Annotated in this window: 13 protein-coding genes and 2 tRNA genes; 7 read left to right on the top strand and 8 right to left on the bottom strand. The window is 59.2% G+C overall.

The window, feature by feature from the left end; all coding sequences use genetic code 11:
- Positions 1-341: 341 nt before the first annotated feature.
- Positions 342-417, bottom strand: a tRNA-Glu gene (locus Q0J85_RS08375).
- A gap of 182 nt (positions 418-599) precedes the next feature.
- Between Q0J85_RS08375 and gltX the strand changes: the two genes are divergently transcribed.
- Positions 600-2,060: a glutamate--tRNA ligase gene (gene gltX, locus Q0J85_RS08370; protein WP_294480270.1), complete on the top strand. Its 1,461-nt coding sequence runs from the start codon at positions 600-602 to the stop codon at positions 2,058-2,060.
- Between the two features lie 78 nt (positions 2,061-2,138).
- Here the strand turns inward: gltX and Q0J85_RS08365 are convergent, their stop codons facing one another.
- Genes Q0J85_RS08365 through Q0J85_RS08355 form a run of 3 tightly spaced genes read right to left on the bottom strand, consistent with a single transcriptional unit; the run spans position 2,139 to position 4,907 of the window.
- On the bottom strand, positions 2,139-2,738 hold the full coding sequence (locus Q0J85_RS08365) for a manganese efflux pump MntP family protein (RefSeq protein WP_294480268.1): 600 nt from the start codon (positions 2,736-2,738) through the stop codon (positions 2,139-2,141).
- A gap of 56 nt (positions 2,739-2,794) precedes the next feature.
- Positions 2,795-3,697 carry an ornithine carbamoyltransferase gene (argF, locus tag Q0J85_RS08360; protein WP_294480266.1) on the bottom strand — a complete coding sequence of 301 codons (903 nt, stop codon included), beginning with the start codon at positions 3,695-3,697 and terminating at the stop codon, positions 2,795-2,797.
- Positions 3,698-3,701: 4 nt separating this feature from the next.
- Entirely contained in the window at positions 3,702-4,907 is a 1,206-nt protein-coding gene (locus Q0J85_RS08355) for an aspartate aminotransferase family protein (protein WP_294480264.1), read from the bottom strand.
- Positions 4,908-5,122: 215 nt separating this feature from the next.
- On the opposite strand from Q0J85_RS08355, the gene Q0J85_RS08350 reads away from it, so the two are divergent.
- Positions 5,123-6,838 (top strand): SLC13 family permease, encoded by a 1,716-nt coding sequence (locus Q0J85_RS08350; protein ID WP_294480262.1) that lies wholly within the window; start codon positions 5,123-5,125, stop codon positions 6,836-6,838.
- A 28-nt stretch (positions 6,839-6,866) separates the two neighbouring features.
- Here Q0J85_RS08350 and Q0J85_RS08345 read toward each other — a convergent pair whose 3' ends face one another.
- Genes Q0J85_RS08345 through Q0J85_RS08330 form a run of 4 tightly spaced genes read right to left on the bottom strand, consistent with a single transcriptional unit; the run spans position 6,867 to position 12,780 of the window.
- A complete protein-coding gene (locus Q0J85_RS08345; RefSeq protein WP_294480261.1) occupies positions 6,867-8,711 on the bottom strand; it encodes a beta-galactosidase in 1,845 nt (614 codons plus the stop codon).
- A complete protein-coding gene (locus Q0J85_RS08340; protein WP_294480257.1) occupies positions 8,708-10,573 on the bottom strand; it encodes a beta-galactosidase in 1,866 nt (621 codons plus the stop codon). The genes Q0J85_RS08345 and Q0J85_RS08340 overlap by 4 nt, the downstream gene beginning before the upstream one ends.
- Positions 10,574-10,600: 27 nt before the next feature.
- The gene (locus Q0J85_RS08335; RefSeq protein ID WP_294480255.1) at positions 10,601-11,548 is read right to left on the bottom strand and encodes a type II secretion system protein; all 948 of its coding nucleotides are present in this window, start codon (positions 11,546-11,548) and stop codon (positions 10,601-10,603) included.
- Entirely contained in the window at positions 11,545-12,780 is a 1,236-nt protein-coding gene (locus tag Q0J85_RS08330) for a hypothetical protein (protein WP_294480252.1), read from the bottom strand. The genes Q0J85_RS08335 and Q0J85_RS08330 overlap by 4 nt, the downstream gene beginning before the upstream one ends.
- A 136-nt stretch (positions 12,781-12,916) precedes the next feature.
- Between Q0J85_RS08330 and Q0J85_RS08325 the strand changes: the two genes are divergently transcribed.
- The 5 genes from Q0J85_RS08325 to Q0J85_RS08305 all read left to right on the top strand — a co-directional run bounded on the left by Q0J85_RS08325 (position 12,917) and on the right by Q0J85_RS08305 (position 16,451).
- The gene (locus Q0J85_RS08325; RefSeq protein ID WP_294480250.1) at positions 12,917-13,825 is read left to right on the top strand and encodes an AraC family transcriptional regulator; all 909 of its coding nucleotides are present in this window, start codon (positions 12,917-12,919) and stop codon (positions 13,823-13,825) included.
- Positions 13,826-14,112: 287 nt separating this feature from the next.
- Positions 14,113-14,188: transfer RNA gene (locus tag Q0J85_RS08320), tRNA-Lys, on the top strand.
- A gap of 81 nt (positions 14,189-14,269) precedes the next feature.
- The gene (rpmB, locus tag Q0J85_RS08315; protein ID WP_294480247.1) at positions 14,270-14,497 is read left to right on the top strand and encodes a 50S ribosomal protein L28; all 228 of its coding nucleotides are present in this window, start codon (positions 14,270-14,272) and stop codon (positions 14,495-14,497) included.
- A 98-nt stretch (positions 14,498-14,595) separates the two neighbouring features.
- Positions 14,596-14,784, top strand: coding sequence for a symporter small accessory protein (locus Q0J85_RS08310; protein ID WP_294480245.1), 189 nt, complete (start codon positions 14,596-14,598; stop codon positions 14,782-14,784).
- Positions 14,781-16,451 carry a sodium:solute symporter gene (locus Q0J85_RS08305; protein ID WP_294480243.1) on the top strand — a complete coding sequence of 557 codons (1,671 nt, stop codon included), beginning with the start codon at positions 14,781-14,783 and terminating at the stop codon, positions 16,449-16,451. Before Q0J85_RS08310 ends, Q0J85_RS08305 begins: the two co-directional genes overlap by 4 nt.
- Position 16,452: the final 1 nt, after the last annotated feature.

Raw genomic sequence — 16,452 nt, 5'->3', positions numbered from 1 at the left:
TTTGAGCAAACTCAAAATAAAGGGCAGATGCACCTCTGTCAAACAACACGTCCCATCACAAAATTTGGGACATTATCTTTAAATTTGGAGTCATACGATTTTTCATAAAAATGCCCTCCCTTTTCAGGTTAATTTAACGGGCATTTTACACCAAGTCAAGTTGTCCATGGGGTCAACCGCATTCGCCAGGCATATGGTTTTCGAGCCTATTTTATCTCAAATTGAAGATCTTTCCGCTGCCCTCTATTCAATCTCAGAAAGAGCTTTGATTTATGGCTCAAAACGGAGAAGAGGCCAAAAAAAACGTATTCGCGCGAAAATACTTGAGGGGAAAATAAAAATGGCATCTCCAATGGGAGTCGAACCCATGTTGCCGGGATGAGAACCCGGTGTCCTAGGCCACTAGACGATGGAGACGCATCTCTCGTGATGTCTTTTAATATAGCCGGATTCCGGCGAATGTCAACCCCGTTTGCGGAAAAATTTCGTTTTTTGCGCGGAGTTGCCCCGTTCCCGGCCGGAATCGGTTGCATTCACACGCTCCCGGCTGTACATTAATGAGAATCGAACATCGTAAAAATTAACCCGGGAAATCCATTATGTCCGATCAAACCGTCAGAACCAGATTCGCTCCAAGTCCGACCGGATTCATGCACGTCGGCAACCTCCGAACTGCCCTCTACGCCTTTCTGCTCGCCCGTTCGCAGAAAGGGAAGTTCATCCTCCGCATCGAGGATACCGATCAGGCCCGTTACGTTGACGGCGCCGTCGACGTCATCTACAAAACCCTCGCCGCCGCCGGAATCTCCCATGATGAGGGCCCCGATGTCGGCGGCGATTACGGCCCCTACGTCCAGAGCGAACGCAAACATCTTTACCTCCCGTATGCCGAGGAGCTCGTGAAGAAAGGCGCCGCCTACTACTGCTTCTGCGACAAACACGAGCCCGCCGATCCCGCCGACGCGGAGGGCTCGGTCTCCTCCGGTTATGACGGCCACTGCCGCAACCTCGACCCCGAAGTCGTCAAGGCGAATCTCGCCACTGGAAAACCCTATGTCATCCGTCAGAAGATCGACAAGGAGGGGGTCTCCACCTATCATGACGCGGTCTTCGGCGAGATCACCATCGAGAACAAGGTGCTCGACGACCAGATCCTCATCAAACGCGACGGAATGCCCACCTACAACTTCGCGAATGTCATCGACGATCATACCATGGGCATCACCCATGTCGTGCGCGGCTGCGAATACCTTTCCAGTACGCCGAAGTACAATCTGCTCTACCGCGCTTTCGGCTGGGAGATCCCCGAATATGTCCATCTGCCGCTCATCATGGGGCGCGACGCCGACGGCAATGTCTCGAAACTCTCGAAGCGGCACGGTTCCGTGAGCTTCGAGGGGCTCGTCGCGGACGGATACCTCCCCGCCGCCATCGTGAACTACATCGCGCTGCTCGGCTGGTCGCCGAAGAACGACCGCGAGATCTTCCCGCTCTCCGAGCTTGAGGAGATTTTCAACGTGCGCGGTCTCAACAAATCTTCGGCCGTTTTCGACTACGACAAGCTGACCTGGATGAATGGAGAATATCTGAAAGCGCTCTCCCCCGCGGAGTTCGCGCGCGTCTCTCTGCCGTTCTCCGGCGTCGCGGGAACAGAACTGGAATCGAAGTGGCCGCTCATCGCGTCGCTGCTTCAGCAGCGTGTCGGCCGCCTCACCGAGATTCCGGAGAAGATCGGCTTCCTGCGTGAGCAGCCGGAATACACCTCCGAACTCTTCTGCAACAAGAAGAGCAAGTCGAATCCCGAGACCGCAAAGGCTGCGTTTGCCGCACTGATCCCGGAATTCGAGGCGCTCGCCGAGACCGACTGGAACGTCGAGGCGCTCAACGCGATCATGACCCGTTATGCGGAAACGCTCGGGGTGAAAATCGGCCAGCCGATGTGGGCGATCCGGATCGGCGTCTCCGGCCTCGCCGTCACTCCCGGCGGTCCCGCCGAGATCATGGCGATTCTCGGGAAAGAGGAGTCGCTGCGCCGCCTGCGCGAGGCTGCCGCGAAATAATCCGCATCGTACCGATGGAAATCACTGCCGCGCCGCTCCGGGAATCCGGAGGCGGCGCGTTTTGCATCGGTCGTTCAGTCAGGCGGCGGTCAGGTGTTCGAGCAGGATCTTGAGTCCGATGAGCACGATCGCCGTACCGCCGATCATAAGCATGACGCGCTCGCCCGCAAGTTTGCCGAGTTTCCGCCCGAGCAGCACGCCGACGATCGAAGCCGCCGCCGTCACGACCCCCATCGCCGCCGCCGGCAGCAGAATCGGGCTGCGCGCGAATGCGAGTCCCGCCCCCACCGCGAGCGCGTCGAGGCTCGTCGCCACCGCCGGCATGAAAAGCGCTTTCAGCGCGAAGAAGTCCGCGCCGCATTCGCCGCCGTCTCCGGACTCCGCCTCCGCCTCTCCGGATTCGCCCTTGACACCCTCGTAAATCATCTTGCCGCCGACGATTCCAAGCAGAACGAACGCGAGCCAGTGGTCGAGCACCTCAACCAGACCGGCCAGCTGCGTAGCGGCGAAATAACCGATGAGCGGCATTATGACCTGAAATCCGCCGAAAAACAGCGCCGCATGCAACGCGTTGCGCCATTTGCGGCCCGTGCGGTCGCTGAGTGCACCGCCGACCGAGACCGCGAACGCATCGATCGATACGCTCACAGCCAGAACCAGAATTGCAAAGAGTGACATCGATCTCTCCGGAAAATGGCAAAAAAGGAGCGGCTCATCTGAGCCGCTCCCGGGAATTATTTCATCAGCAGACTCATGACCGCTTTCTGGACGTGGAGCCGGTTTTCAGCTTCGTCGAAGACGATCGACCGTTTCGGGTCGTCCATGACCCCGGCGGAGACCTCCTCTCCGCGGTGAGCGGGCAGGCAGTGCAGGAATTTCGCGTCGGGTTTCGCGACCGTGAAGAGCTTCTCGTTGACCTGGTACGGAATGAAGAGCTTCATGCGCCGTTCACGCTCCTCCTCGAAGCCCATGCTGACCCAGACGTCGGTGTAGAAGTAGTCCACGTCGCGCGCGGCTTTCATCGGGTCCGGCTCCCAGGAGATGTTCGAATATCCCTGATAGAGGGAGATTTCCGGCTGCTCTTCGGCAGGGGCGCACAGCACGAGTTCCATGCCGGTCAGCCGCGCCGCGAGGATCAGGGAGTTCGCAATGTTGCTGCGGGCGTCGCCGTAGAACGCCATCTTGATCGAGCCGTCGATGCGGCCGGAGTACTCCTTGATCGTGAGCAGGTCCGCGAGGATCTGGCAGGGATGGTACTCGTCGGTCAGCGCATTGATGACCGGAATCGTCGCTTCCCGCGCAAGCTCCTCGACTCCCGCGTGGGAGAACGTGCGGATCACGATCCCGTGCAGATAGCGGCTGAGCACTTTCGCGGTATCGGCGACCGTCTCGCCGCGGCCGATCTGCATCTTGCTCTGGTCGAGATAGAGCGGCCGTCCGCCGAGCTCGCCGACTCCGACCTCGAACGAGACGCGCGTGCGGGTCGAGGACTTCGCGAAGATGAGCCCGATGCTCTTGCCCGCGAGCGGAGTGAACGCGACCTTGCCGCGCTCGGCTTTCAGTTTCGAGGCCAGTTCAAAAATATTCGACAAATCATCCCGGGTGATGTCCCGGAGGGTCAGCAAATCTTTCTTCATCTTCTCATCCCTTCTGTATGAGCGTATTGAGCTCCTCGAGCGCGGCGCTGATGCGGGCGATCCCCTCGTCGGCTTCGGCCCGGGTGAGGTTCAGCCGCGGCAGCAGCCGCAGGACCGTCTCCCCGGCGGTCAGAACCACGAGATTCTGTTTGAGGCAGAGTCCGGCGAGCGTCGCGGCTTCGCGATCGAGCACGACGCCGATCATGAGTCCCATGCCGCGGACTCCTTTCACGAATGAATATTTTTTACCGATTTCGGCGAGCCGCGTGCGGAGGTATTCCCCCTGAGTCCGGCAGTTCTCCAGCACGTTTTCGCGGTCGAACGCCTCCTGTACCGCGAGCGCGGCCGCGGAGACGAGCGCCGTCCCGCCGAACGTGCTCGCGTGAGTTCCGGGCGTCAGCGTTTCGGCGTACTTGCGTTTCACGATGAGCGCGCCCATCGGCAGTCCGTTCGCGATCGCTTTCGCCATCGAGAGCGCGTCCGGTTCGACGCCGAAGCTCTGCCATGCAAATCTCGTTCCAATCCGGCCCATGCCGCACTGAACTTCGTCGAAGAGCAGCAGAATCCCTTTTTCGTCGCAGAGCGCGCGAACCTGCCTGAGGTATTCCGGATCGGCGGGCAGGATGCCGCCTTCGCCCTGCACAGGCTCGAGCACGACCGCACAGGTCTTCTCCGTGATCGCGCTCTTCAACGCTTCGATGTCGTTGAACGGGACCTGCTTGAAACCGGGAGTGTCCGGCTCGAATCCCTTGCGGTATTTGGCGCGTCCGGTCGCGGCGAGTGTCGCGAGCGTCCGCCCGTGGAACGAATTGTCCATCGAAATGATCTCGTTGCGTCCGGTCGCGTTGCCGATTTTACGCGCAAACTTGAACATCCCCTCGTTCGCTTCGGCGCCGGAGTTCGCGAAGAACACCACGCCGTCGAAACAGTTGCTGATGAGCTTTTCGGCGAGACGCGGCATGACTTCGTTCATATAGAGGTTCGAGACATGCACGAGCGTGGCCGCCTGCTTCTGAATCGCGGCGGTGACGCCCGGATGGCAATGCCCGAGGTTGCATACGGAAATTCCGGTGGCGAAGTCGAGATATTCGCGCCCGTCGGCATCCCAGAGGCGCGCGCCGGCGCCTCGCACGAAAAGAATCTTCGGTGCGTAGGTGGGCATCACATACTTCCGGTACCGTTCGACGGTCGCCTCATACAGATTTTCCATGATCGTTCGACTCCTATGTTTGGAAAAACACATCGCTGATTTGATGTGGAAAGAGTTACTATAACACGCTTTCCTGAAAATGCAAATTTCCTGCGGGGAGAATTTGCGGATGAGAAAAAACTTTTTTCCGGCCTTGCGTTTGTCCGAACAGCGGTTATATTACCTCGAACCCCCCGGAGTTTCCGGCAACTTAGACAGGGAAAGGATGTTCCGCCATGCATGGAGAAGAGAGTTCCGCCGCGTTGTCGCCGAAAATGATGCTCAGTCGTTTCGCCATTCTGCTTCTGGTCAGTGTCGGAGTCGGGGTCGCGGGAGGAATCACCGTGTTTGAGGCGCATCAGGCGACGGCGGTGGGGGTGTTTCTCGCGATCATCATGGGGACGCTCTTTTTCTGGAGTTTCCGGCTGGCGATCGCGTTTCTCGGGCTCGCGGTTCTGATCTGCACAAATTCGCTTTCGGTGGCGCAGTTCGTGCAGTCCTCGGCGCTGGAGGTGATCCTTTTCCTGGTCGGCATGATGATCGTGGTCGGAGCGCTGCGGGACCTCGGATTCTTCACGTGGGTCGTGCAGCTGATCGTCTCGATGCCGAACATTTCGGGGAAGAAGTTCATCGCAGTGACGGCGGTCGCGTCGGCTCTGCTCGCGTGCGCGGTGGACGAGGTGACTTCGATCATCTTCATTTCGACCCTGATCTTTCAGGTGTGCGACCGACTGAAACTCAATCCGACCCCTTACATCCTGATCGCGGTTCTCGCGACGAACGTCGGTTCAGCCGGGACGATGATGGGCAACCCGGTCGGCATCTACATCGGGACGAAAGGGGGATTGACGTTCGGTGATTTCATGCTCTGGTCGTTCCCGCTTATGCTGCTTGCGCTCGCAGTGACGATCGCGTTTCTGCTCTACTGCTACCGGAAAGATCTGCGGCAGTTCGACATCAATCTGCAGGAGCGGTTGAGCCGGAATCTGTCGCTTGCGCCGGTGGTGGAGGTGCCGTACAAGCGCGGGCTGGCGCTGCTGATCTTCACGATTCTCGCGATCGCGTCGCACCATCAGCTTGAGACGCTGCTCGGACTCGGTCGGAACAGCGTGCTGCTGATCGCTCCGCTGGTCTGCGCGGGGCTGGTCATGATTCTGCGTCCGGAGCGGGCGCGCCATTACGTCGAGCGCGAGGTGGACTGGTGGACGCTGCTCTTCTTCATGCTGCTCTTTGCGATCGCCGGAACGCTTGAGCATACGCACGTCGACCGGGTGATGGCGGACTACTTCACGCAGGTCTGCGGCGGAAGCCCGGCGATTCTGATTCCGTTCATCCTCGTCACGAGCGCGATCGGTTCGGCGTTTGTGGACAATGTGATTTTCGTGGCGGCGTTCTGCCCGGTGATCGAGCAGCTCTCGGTCTCGGTGAAGGCGTTTCCGCTCTGGTGGGCGCTGCTGTTCGGAGCGTGCATCGGCGGGAACATCACGATGATCGGCAGCACCGCGAACATCGTTGCACTCGGCATGCTCGAAAAGAAAGCCCCGCATCAGATGGGATTTTTCGCCTGGCTGAAAGTCGGGGCGGTATCGGCGCTGCTCGCTTGCGGCGTGGTCTGGATCGGTTTGACGCTGACTTCGCCGCTCATGCCGGACCGGCCGTCGAAAGTCGGCTTCGATCAGCTCGAAAAGCGGTTTGAGAACAAACTTGTCGAAATCGACGCGATCTGCGCCGCCATCAACCGGGTCGACGGCCGGGAGGAGATCCGGCTCGCTCCGCCGGACGGGGAGAGCGAACCGGTGATCGTTGCGATTCCGGATTCCCCCGCGGAGGAGATGGGGATCGCCCCGGGTAAACGCGCGATTTTCCGCGGGCTCCTCACGGGAGACGGCACGCCGGGCGAAGCGCCGACGCTGCGACTCCGGGAGATCGAACCGGTCGGGAAGTCGAAATAAAAACGACGTCCCGACTCCGGGGAGGGGATCAGCGGGTCTCCTGCCCGGCTTCTCCCGTCAGATAGAGAATGGAGGGCGTGAGCTTCTCCGGCAGACGCGCAGATGGTATTTTTTCTCCGGTGAGCGTCTCCGCTTCGCCGGCGGTCTCCCGGAGGCATTCGCTTCCCGTGCCGAACGCGGTCCAGAGAGCCGTCACGGCCCGTCCGTCCGGTCGAATCCAACGAGCCTGACGGAGTCGCCCGTCGCCGGTGATGACCGGCTTGGTCGAGCCCGGCGGCAGATTCCGGATCAAGCTCCGGTAGGCCAGTCTGGCGGGTTTGTCGGTGAAGTCCCGGTGGAGAATTCCGAAATGCGCTTCGCGTCCGTTGTTCCACTCTCCGGCCCGGAAGCGGTAATAGAACACCTTTTCCACATCCTCGGAAAACGCCAGCAGCAGCTGACGCGGCAGCCGTTGTGTTTGCTCCAGCTCGGAGAAGCTGTCGGTTCCGGCGGAGTCGACCACGGCGATGATGTTCCCTTTCAGGTCGCTGTCCAGTCGGAAGAGTGCGGCTACCGGCATGCGATAGCTGCCGTTGACTCCCAATGCGATCGGGATCATCCGATCGTTTCCTTTCAGATTCTCCGTGTTCAGAAACCGCATTCCGGGACGGTGGGTCAGGGTGAGCGAGGGGAAGGCCTCCCCCGCTTCCGTCGCGGTGGTGGTGCGGGGAACTTCCGGTTTCACCCAGAACGCCTCCCAGCCCAGATGGAGTTTCGGCAGCAGAGCGTCGTCGATCTGGACTGTGCGGAACAGACCCTCTTCCTCCGATTCGCTGAAATCAAAGTAGAACGGGAGTCCGCCCGGCAGAATGAGCGTCCCGCCGCGCCGGACGTATTCGACCACCGCGTCGATTTGTGAGGCGGGAAAGCCCTCCCGTCCCGGCAGCGCCAGAATCGGGCACTTTGAAACGTCCAGTACCGCCAGATCCTGAAACGACAGCTCTTTCCGATGTTTCCAGCCGGGGAGGTAATCGTCAATGCTGCCGGTGCAGTAGAGTGTCGGAGTGTCCGAAAGAACGCCGATGCAGTCCCGCTCCGGAGAAAATCCCAGCAACTTCAGTGCGGCGGGAACCGTTTCCCGGGCGAGGAGAAACCGTTCCGGCGCGCTGGAGTCGCCGATTTCCGTGATCCAGATCGGTTTGTCGATGCCGTATTTTCTCATCAGATTCCGCAGATCCCGGATGCGTAACGGCAGTTGCGACTCCGGTACGTTCCGCCACTGGTAGGGATGAAAATTCATCACATCGAAACAGTCGACCGCTCCGGCCCGGAATGCCTGCTCCACAAATTCCATCGGATTGCCGAAATCGGACATCCCGCTGAACAGGACCCGCGCATCCGGATCGATGCGCCGGATCGTCCGGAACGTTTCGCGCAGCAGTTGCGCGTAGTTGGCCGGATTCGGCTTTTCGCCCCACGGCCGGTCGCAGTCGGCTTCGTTGATCACCTCGTAGGAGTCGATTCTCCCTTTGTAGCGGCTGACGCACCGTTCCACATAGTTGAGCCAGCGTTCCATATTGCGGAAAGGAGGTTTCCCGTGGGCCGGCAACTCCCCGCCGAGAATGGCCAGAACGGAGACTCCCTGTTTTTCCGCTTCCCCGACCAGGGCGTCCCAGCGTGAGAAATCCCACTTGCCCGGCTGCGGCTCCACCTGTGCCCAGTCCAGATCGGTTCGGACGAAGCCGATGCCGGTCGCCGCGATTCCCGCGAGTTCCCGGCGCATCTCCTCCTGCGGCATCCGGTTCAAATGGGCGCAGACTCCATAGGGGGATTCCGCCGCGGTCAGCGAGAGCGCGAGCGCGGCGAGTATCCCGGCGGCAAACGAACGTTTCATCTTGCGGAAAACTCCAACGTTGTTCCCGGCGCGGCATGGAAATACACGGGCGCGGTCCGGGCCTCAAAGAAATTGTTTGAAAGTTTCATCTCTTCGCCGCAGAGATCTTCGATCTGCACGGCCTCTCCGGAAAATTTCATCCTGCGATCACCCGAGAGCGACCAGACGGCATAGATCCGTTGACCTCCGGGCTGCTGCCAGACCGCCGTCCGGACTCCGGCGGCGGGTTCGGAAATCGCGACCTGACCCGATCCCTCCGGATACAGCCGCGTCAGGGTCTGAAAGGCCCCAGCCGCCGGTTTCGGTGAGAAATCCCGGTGCAGAATGCCGAAATTCGCTTCGCGTCCCCGGTTCCATTCTCCCGCCCGGAAACGATAGTAGCAGATCCCCTCGACCCCTGCCGAGAGCAGCAGCAGATGTTGGCGAACCAGAAGCGAAGCCTGCTGAATCTCACTGGAGCATTCGTTCATGACACCCGGAATCAGCACCAGATTCCCCTTGAGATCACTGTCGAAACGGTAGAGCGCGGCGACCGGAGCCTTGTACTCTCCTTTGACTCCGTAAAAAATCGGAATCATCCGGTCATTTCCTTTCAGGTTCGCCGCGGTCAGGAATCGCCCGGCGGAGAATTTCCGGGGCGAAAGCTCCGGGAACTCTTCCCCCGGAACGACCTCCTGCGTCTCCGCGGGAACTCCGTTCCGCGTCCAGGAGGCCTCCCAGCCGAAATGCAGTTCTCCGGGGCACTGACGGGTGAGCCAGGCGTTCGTGAACATGCCGTCCGGCTGCTTTTCCACATTGAAATAGAACGGAATGCCGCCCGGAATCACGACCGTCCCACCCCGCTTGACATAATCGCGGACGAAACCGAACTGCCGCACAGGAAACCCCTCCACTCCGGGCAGAATCACCACCGGACAAGCCTCCGGTTTGAGCGCGGGAAGTTCAATGAATTTCAGCGTGCGCAATTTTTTCGCCTCCGGCAGAATCTCGCCGACCTGCATGTGGATGCCGTCGGCATACCAGAAATTTTCGTCGTCGCGAATGATTCCGATCGTCTGTGACGCCGGATCGATCTCCAGCTTTTTCAACGCGGCGCCGACGACCTCCCTTACGAAAGCGACGGGCTGTTCCCCGGAGGAGTTGCCGATCTCCGTGACCCAGACCGGTTTATCCAGGTTGTGCTTTTTCATCAGTTCGCGCAGTTCGGTGATCTTGTGGAGCAGCTGTGCTTCCGGTACGTATTTCCACTGATAGGGGTGGAAATTGACTCCATCGCAGGCGGCACCGGCGCCCGCGGCAAACGCCCGGTCGAGAAATCCATAGGGGTTCTGCACGAACGAAACCCCGGAGAAGAGCACTTTCGCCTCCGGATCGGCGGACCGAATCGTCTGCCGGCACTGCTTGAGCAGTTCCGCGTAATGCTCCGGATTCGGTTTCTCCCCCCACGGGCGGTCGCAATCCGCTTCGTTGATCACTTCATAGGCGAAAATCTTCCCCCGGTAACGGGTGGCGCACTTCTCCACATAGTTCAGGAAATCCGGGAGATTCCGGTAAGGCGCCCGCACCGGTTTGTGAAGCTCGCCGCCGAGAATCGCCAGAACGGCGACCCCCTGTTTCCCCGCCTCTTCCACCAGCGCGTCCCATCGTGAAAAATCCCACTTGCCCGGCTGCGGTTCCACCTGCGACCAATCGAGGTCCACCCGGACCATCTGGACACCCCGGTCTGCCATCGCCGCAAGTTCGCGACGCATCTCCTCCGGAGACATCCGGTTCAAATGGGCGCACATCCCGAACGGCGAACCGGCCGTGACGCCGATCCCGATCGAACAAATCGCTCCCAGAAGCCATCGATACCATTTCATTTTCATCTTCTCCTGGTTATTCGTTTTTTATTGATAGTAATGCGTGACGCCCATCGCCGAGGCCTCCAGCTCCGAGGCTCCGGAACTGGCTGCGTGCCCGTCCATATACGCGGCGTTGGCGCGTTTGTTATGAATCAGATGGATACGGGACTGTTCCACATCTCCGCGCGGAGAATAGATGAAAAACGGCGCCTGATTGCTCAGATTGAACGTGTCAATCAGCATGATGAATTCCGTGGGACGGCGATTCCGAACCGTGCTGTAAAAGTAGTTGGTCCGGTAAAGCGTCGGGTCTTCTCCGCCGGGTGTGAGCAGGAAATCTCCGAAATCCTTTTTGATGCGGATCGCGTAATCCCAGTTGTCGGTGCTGGCGTTGCCCAGGTAGGCCCCGTAGGTATGCGTCTCCCATATCGCGCTCGCCAGGGTCGCGGAACGGGCGGCGTCGGGACTGGGATTCGAGGGGCAGCTCAACAGCTTCCAATCGGAGAGATAACGGTTGTTGTAGAGCGCCCTGCCGAATATTTTGTTATCCGATCGGCCAACCATCAGTCCCCGGGAGTCGTCGCTGTAGAAAATCTGCGCTTTCATGATCTGTCCGAGGCCGTTGAGGCAGCTCGTGCTCCGCGCTCTTTCCCGCGCCTGATTCAGCGCCGGAAGCAGCATCCCCGCCAGAATCGCGATGATCGCAATCACGACCAGCAGCTCGATGAGCGTAAAATCGGCCCTGGTCATCGCCGGACTGCGGAGCGCGGAGCGTACGGGGGAGGTACTTTTTCCCACCTCCCGCATCCGGTCGGCGTCCTGCCGAACTGCCGACACCGGGAAAATCGCAATCTTCTCCGCGGGATTTCCCTTTCGGAATCTTTCATCCGCCGGCCGGGTCGGAGCGCTGCCGTCCGGCGGAAGCCGCAGTGAGGAAACGGAGCAGCGCACGGAACCGGTTGGTCGAAAAGCAGAATGGACCGTTCGATTCATTTTTTTTCTCCTTGCAGTTGAGTTTGATGGAACAGAATTGACGTATAACCGTAGAGCAGCGGCAGAATTCCCACTCCGGCGCAGCGGGAAATGTCGATGTTTCCGAGAATTTTGTCCACCCGGGCGGTCAGGGCGTCCGGGCATGGATGTTCGTTGCAGAGCGCAATGGTGGCCAGATAGTTGCCGATTCCGCGCAATATCGCGTTCGGATGCGCATATCTTTCCCGGAAAACCGGATTCAAATAGCTCAATCCGCCGAACAGAGCGGAGCTGCCGTCCGGAGCGATTGTCTCCGGAGTCGCTTTCATGGGCAGGTATCTCCAGTTGTCATACAGAGCTGCCCAGTCGCCGTCGAATGCTTCCGCCTCTTCCAGCAGCGGCATCAGGCGGGTTTCGGCGATCGACGCCGCCATGCGCATGGCCTCGCGGATTCCCTCATAGAGTTCCGGTGCGATGCCGCTTTCCCGGAAGAAGTTCAACGAGAGCTGCATTTGAATGACCGGCATATCCCACCAGTCCGCTTCCGGATCCATCGTCAGGGTCTGCTCCAGTCCGGCCGCGGCATAATGACGCATCCATTCGCAGTAGCAGGATTCTCCTGTGACGTCAGCGGCGATTCCGTAGATCATCGGCAGCCGCATCGCCTCATGAGGTGTGCAGTGCCACATGGTCGAGACGATGGCAGGTTTCCCGTCGAGACGCAGCAGATTGTAAGCGTTGGAGGGCGTGACGGTTCTCCGGCAGTATTCCGCGACCGAGCGGAGAAATGCTTCCCCGTCGCGTTTCAGACCGGCATCCGGAGACGGATAGCCCGTCAGAAACCGCCACATGCCGTAGGTCGCCAGAGTGAACTGGTCGCGTGAGGAGTTCCCGTAGCAGCTGCGTCCGTCGTACGGACTCAGACCGCGGGCCACAAAACCGGGTTTCCCGTGAACGTTGCCGCACCGAATCAGGCCTGCTGCCGCAAGCCGGGCAAAGTCGGTGTCCGTCTCGCCGCGGAGACGCAGCAGGTCGAGCAGAAAACCGCCGTTCAGCGCGCAGTCCTCCATCCCGGTGCTCCATCCGCACGGATTCGGGAACGAAAGCGAAATTTCCTCCACGGAGGGGAGATGGAAAAAACGTTCCTCCGGGTCGTCTGCCGTTATGTAGTCATAGACCAGACCGGTTCCAGGATGAAAAAACACCCGGGAGATCCGGTCCCATGCTTTTTCCTGCCAGGTGATTTCCGCCATGTTCCCGCCTCTCTTCCAAAACTGTAACTTGATTTTTATTTTCTCTTATAGTATAGTGAAATGAACATTTAAAAACAATATTGAAAAATGTTTTTATATTTGAAAAAAAAGAAAAAACATTTGAAAAACAACCATTATGAAACAACTCAATGATCTTTCTCCGTTCCGGTGGAATCCGCTGCCGCCGCCGAATCATTATCACGAGATGGAGTTCTATCACCACCGTTCCCGGCGTTTCTATCGGATGCGAAACTTGTCCCCGGGGGTGCGGGAGGATCAGTTGCGGATCGAGTGCATCTGCGAGGTCGCGTTGCTGCGGCAGGCGCATTATATGCGGCGCAACGCTCCATTTCTGTCGATCGAATATGTGAAAAGCGGTTCTCTGCTGGTGCGGCAGCGGGAGTGCGCCTGCGAGCTGGAGCCGGGTGAGGTTTTTCTGATGCAGCCGTTGCTGGAAAGCGAATTTCTGTCGGGGGATGGGGGGTGTCGGAAAATCTCGTTGATGATCTCCGGGACGCTGTTGAAGCCGTTTCTGGAGAGCAGCGGTCTGGGGGAGCGGAATGTCGTGACGGGTCTGGACGGCCACAGCATGGAACGAATTCTGCAGGAGATCGGAGAACTGGCCGACGAGTCACCTGATCCGGGTTCCATCCGCAATTCGCTGCTCTGCTTCGAGATTCTGCAGTTGCTTCGCGGTCGGCCGGACACGGTTGCTCTGCCGTCGCCTCTGGCGGAGCTGCGCACCTTGCTTGAGGAGCACCCGGAACATGCCTGGACGCAGTCGGAAATGGCACAGCGCTGCAACTGCTCTCCGACCCATCTGGTTCGGCTGTTTCACAACTATTTCCATACGACGCCCCGGCAGTATCTGCTCGATTTGCGAATCCATCGTGCGCGGCAGCTGCTTGCGGATGAGACCCGTTCCATCAAGGAAATCGCCGCTGCGGTCGGTTGCGGAAACGCGCTGAATTTCTCGACCTGTTTCCGGCGTCGTCAGGGGGTGTCGCCGCGCGAATATCGGAAACAGCTCTCGTTTTTCTCCTGAAGAGCGCGGAGGCGGGATGTCAAAGACAAAAAAGAAGGCAGGTTGTATTCGCTCGTCAATTACAGTGTACAATAAGCTCAAAAGAGAGCCCGATGCATATCTTATTCCGAGTATGACCTGCCTTCTGGTACTCACTATATACCAACTTGCGGAAAAGTCAAGTTTCGGGCGGTAAAAAAACCGTTTTGGAGAAAAAGTTCGTTTTTTTTTGAAAAAAATTCCGGAAATCATTTGCAAAATGCAAAAGAGAAGATATCTTAAGGAGCTGTTGCCATCGGTTTTCCGGTGGGTTGATAGCTCAGTCGGTAGAGCATCGCCCTTTTAAGGCGGTGGTCCCGGGTTCGAGTCCCGGTCAACCCACCATTTTTATTGAATATAAAGTCAGGTTTAACGATAGAAGCCGGCCGCCCGTCTGTGGTTCGGGCCGGGGAAATGAGGAACAAAATGAGCAAAGTCTGCGAAATGTGCGGGAAAACCAAGGCCAACGGCGGCTGCATCACCCGCAAGGGTCTGGCCAAGAAAGCCGGCGGCATCGGTATGCACGTCGTCAAGAATGTGAAGCGCACTTTTGAAGTCAATCTTCAGAATGTCAAGATCAACGCCGGCGGGACGGTCAAGACCGTCAAGATGTGCACGCGCTGCATCCGCACCGGCAATTACGAAAAAGCGTAAGATCCGTTTTCCGGATTTTTGTCGATATATGAGAGCGGGCGAGTGCGGTTACTCGTCCGCTCATTCTTTTGTAATCCTAAATCAGGCGGAGAAATAAGATGTTCGGACTGGGTGACTTGCAGATCGTTGCCGCATTGGCGGGCTGTCTCGGGATCACGCTTTTCGGGGTTGTTTACGGGAGCGTGAACTGGAATCGGGGATCGGATCCGCGCCGGGAGGAGGCCCTGATGCGGGCACGTCGCCGCTCCCGGGCCCGCCGCCGCAGAATCGCGGAGGAGCGGCAATGACTCTGTTCGCGTCCGCCGCGGCAGCCGCCGCGGAAAGCGGCATGAATGTATGGATTCTCGGCGCTCTGATCGTCGTATACATGCTCATCGTCGGTTACCTCGGTTACCGCGGATTCCGGAAGACCGCCTCGAACAAGGATTATCTGCTTGCGGGCCGTTCGGTCAATCCGTTCGTCATGGCCATGAGTTACGGTGCGGCGTTCATCAGCACCTCGGCTCTGGTCGGATTCGGCGGGGTCGCCGGGCAGTTCGGCATGGGTCTCATGTGGCTGGTTTTCATGAACATTGCGATCGGGATCGTGGTCGCGTTCATCTTCTTCGGGCCGCGGACGCGCCGCATCGGGCTGGCGCTCGACGCTCACACGTTTCCGGAATTCATGGGGCGGCGGTTTGACTCGCAATACCTCAAGGTTTTTCTCGCGGCGATCATCTTCCTCTTCATGCCGCTCTATTCGAGCGTGGTGCTGATCGGCGGAGCGCGGTTTCTGCAGGAGGTCATGATGATCGACTACGGCTGGGCGCTCGGGATCTTCGCGGTGATCGTGGCGCTCTACGTGGTTTTCGGCGGACTCAAGGGGGTCATGTACGTCGATGCGATGATGGGGACGGTCATGATCGCGGGGATGCTCTCGCTGCTCGTGATGTGTTACTGGAAGCTCGGCGGAGTGGTCAGCGCGCATCAGGCGTTGACGGATATGGCGCCGCTGGTGGCGGAGCGGCTTCCGGCTGAGGCGGCACTCGGTCATCAGGGGTGGACTTCGATGCCGAAGTTCAACTCGGTCTGGTGGTGGACGCTCGTGTCGAGTCTCATGCTCGGGGTCGGCATCGGCGCGCTCGCGCAGCCGCAGCTGGCGGTCCGTTTCATGACGGTCAAGAGCACGCGGGAGCTGAACCGCGCGGTGGTGATCGGCTCGGTCTTCATCCTCTGCACGGCGGGGGCGGCCTACATGGTCGGGGCGTTGTCGAATGTCTTTTTCTACCATGCCGACAAGGGGATCGCCGAGGGGATCTCGGGAAAACTCGCGATTGAAGCGGCGGGCGGGAATCCGGACCTCATCATACCGCTCTTCATCCGGCAGGCGCTGCCGCCGGTGGTGCTCTATGTGTTCTCTCTGACGCTGCTTTCGGCGGCGATGTCGACGTTGAGTTCGCTTTTCCACGTGACCGGATCTGCGATCGGGCACGATCTGTTCCGCAATCTCTCGAGTGTGAAGCGCGACAGTGTTCTCGTCACGCGGCTGGGGGTGATATTCGGGATCGTGGTCAGCGTGATCCTCGGGATCGTGCTGCCGCCCGGCATCATTGCGCGCGGGACGGCGATTTTCTTCGGAGTCTGCGCGGCGGCGTTTCTGCCGGCCTACTGTGCGGCGCTCTACTGGCGCGGGGCGACCCGTTTCGGTGTGTGGCTCTCGATCTCGGTCGGGGTGGGGGCGAGCCTTTTCGGGCTGTTGTTTCTGCACCGCAAGGAGTCGGCGGCACTCGGCATCTGCCAGGCGCTGTTCGGGCGCGGCGAGCTGATTTCGGCGTTTCCGTGGCCTTATGTGGATTCGCTGGTTTACTCGCTGCCGCTTTCGGTGCTGGCGCTGGTGATCGGCAGCCGCTTCTCCGCGAAGCTCTCCGAGGCGCATCTGAAAAATTGTTTTGAATCTTTTAAAATAGACGGGTGAT

The organism is uncultured Victivallis sp., assembly GCA_944389935.1.
Lineage (GTDB): Bacteria > Verrucomicrobiota > Lentisphaeria > Victivallales > Victivallaceae > Victivallis.
Note: the sequence above shows the minus strand (reverse complement) of the source record. Positions and strands in the feature narration are given on the sequence as shown.